At 44.3% G+C, this 2,747-nt stretch carries 1 protein-coding gene; it reads left to right on the forward strand.

The window, feature by feature from the left end:
- Positions 1 to 254: 254 nt before the first annotated feature.
- Complete coding sequence (locus ACYQ2O_RS11590; RefSeq protein WP_346024992.1) at positions 255 to 1,481, forward strand: SH3 domain-containing protein; 1,227 nt, start codon at positions 255 to 257, stop codon at positions 1,479 to 1,481.
- Positions 1,482 to 2,747: the final 1,266 nt, after the last annotated feature.

Below are 2,747 nucleotides of genomic sequence, written 5' to 3' on the forward strand. Positions count from 1 at the left end.
CGGCGGCATTCAAAGAAATTTTGATTGGAAATCAGTCAAACCAAGAACAAATTGCTGCGTAATTTCTTTGGTGAGGGTTAATCCGATAGGATTGTGAAGCATTTATTAGGGTGCGAAACTTGAGTAAAAAGTATCTAGAATCAAATGCGTGACATAATTGTCTAGTTTTACATTATACGATTGACTACAAAATAAACTTAGGGTATGCTAAAAAAACGTAACCGTTACGCTTTACATACAAAGGAGTTATCTTTATGAATAGAAACAAACCACTTGTAGTCTCACTGCTGGTAGGGCTCATAATTCTGGTAAGCGTGATCGCTGTCCTCTGGAACAGAACCTCACCTGGATTCCCCGATCCGGATGAAGGGGCAGAGCAGGAACAGGAACAGCCGGCTGAACCGGATACTGATGAAGAACCGGAAGATACAGACCAAGAAGAACCGGCAGGGGAAGAACCCGAAGAACAGGTTGTCACGCGTTATGAGGAAAGCATGTTTGACCTTCCTGTGACAGGAGCGGGTGGGTTCACTTCAGTAAATACCCACTTGCGCGAAACGGCCTCAGAAGATGCCGAATCCTTGACAATTTTACCTGCGGGCACGCCGTTTTATATTATTGAGGAGCAAGGTAACTGGTGGCACGTACAAACTGAAGATCAGGAAGGCTGGCTGTCTAATCAGCTGGCGTTCATTAACTTGCCGGATGTGCTTCCTTCAGCCATCTACGATAATCCGAATACCTACGGGTCGATTTTCCGTTCTTCATACACCGATATACCCGGAATTACAGGAGAAGTACTATATGAGGGGTATGGAATGAATGAGCGCCTGGATAGGGAAGAGTTCATCATGCCGATTATCTACAGTACAGCTCATAAAATTGCTGAGGCTCAGCAGGCTGCTTTAGAAAATAACGAAACGCTTGTCATCATGGAAGCATTCAGACCAAGCACAGCCCAAGTTCTGGTCAACGAACAATTATCGGAACTGGCTGAGCAGAACGAGGAAGTCATGCACGGTCTAACTGAAGCGCCATGGACAATGAACTGGTTCATCAACGAAGGGGTATCCAATCACCAAAGAGGTCTGGCAGTAGATCTGACCCTGGCTCGAGTGGAGTCGCTAGAGGAACGGATCATTGATCATTATATTGTTCCGCAAGTGACCGAATATGCCATATACGAAATGTATTCTCCAATATTTGAATTAAGTACGGCATCAGCTAAGCTGGAGCGACCAATTGCTGCCAGAGACCGGGTCGGCTGGCAGGACATTCCGTATATGAATCATGTCAACGAAGAGGCTATACGACTGGAAGCCTACATGTTTGAAGCTGATCTGATACCGATCGCTTCAGAGTGGTGGCACTTCAACGACATTGATGTACTGGAAGAATTTGAAGAAGAACTGGGAGATGGCAATTTCCATCTGGACACTGTCATCAACCGCCTTCCGAGTGATGTTGGCCTAGTAGAATAGAAAAGTAATTAACTCCCAGCTGGAATTATCGGAATCAGCTGGGAGTTTTTGTCTGTTTTGGGCGTGGCTTGATTTCTGTATCTTTTGGTGTAATGAACTTCATTATGATGCAGGTAGAGTCTAGTTCGTGCGGAAGAAAGTGGTCTGAACTACATCGGACGGCTGGCCGGTTGAGTTTAGCACGATCAGGATGGCCCGAACTACATTCTGAGAGCACAAAAATGGAGTACAGAAAGCTCGTTGGGCGCTGAACTATACTGGGAGTGTTTCAATGATGTAAAATCTGGCCTGGCCAGATTGTCAGTTTAAGCTTTTAGGTTTGATCAACAGTAGCTAGTGAAGTTCAGCACGGATTTTGTGTATGAACTTCATTATGATGCAGGTAGAGTCTAGTTCGTGCGGAAGAAAGTAGTCTGAACTACACCGGATGGCTGGCCGATTGAGTTTAACACGATCAGGATGGCCTGAACTACATTCTGAGAGCACAAAAATGGAGTTCAGAAGACTCGTTGTGCGCTGAACTATACTGGGAGTGTTTCAATGAAGTAAAATCTGGCCTGGCCAGATTGTCAGTTTAAGCTTTTAGGTTTGATCAACAGTAGCTAGTGAAGTTCAGCACGGATTTTGTGTATGAACTTCATTATGATGCAGATAAAGTCTAGTTCGTGCAGAAGAAAGTGGTCTGAACTACACCGGACGGCTGGCCGATTGAGTTTAGCACGAGTATGTTGGCCTGAACTACATTCTGAGAGCACTAGAATAGAGTTCAGAAGACTCGTTGGGCGCTGAACTATACTGAGAGTGTTTCAATGATGTAAAATCTGGCCTGGCCAGATTGTCAGTTTAAGCTTTTAGGTTTGATCAACAGTAGCTAGTGAAGTTCAGCACGGATTTTGTGTATGAACTTCATTATGATGCAGGTAGAGTCTAGTTCGTGCGGAAGAAAGTAGTCTGAACTACATCGGACGGCTGGCCGATTGAGTTTAGCACGATCAGGATGGCCCGAACTACATTCTGAGAGCACTAGAATAGAGTTCAGAAGACTCGTTGGGCGCTGAACTATACTGAGAGTGTTTCAATGATGTAAAATCTGGCCTGGCCAGATTGTCATGTGTTATTGAATGTCAAAAATTCCATATTCCTATGTGTAAAATTAATGTCGGAAGAGGGGAAATTCGACCTAGACAAAAAGAAAGAAGACCCTTAATCTAGAGATAACGACAACGCTAGAGAAAGAGGTCTTCTTATGAATCAAATTATATCAGA

The sequence above is a fragment of the Alkalibacterium sp. m-11 genome, from assembly GCF_054658155.1.

Coding starts and splice junctions, on each gene's coding strand:
- ACYQ2O_RS11590 (WP_346024992.1), top strand. CDS start 255: ATGAATAGAAACAAACCACTTGTAGTCTCACTGCTGGTAGGGCTCATA.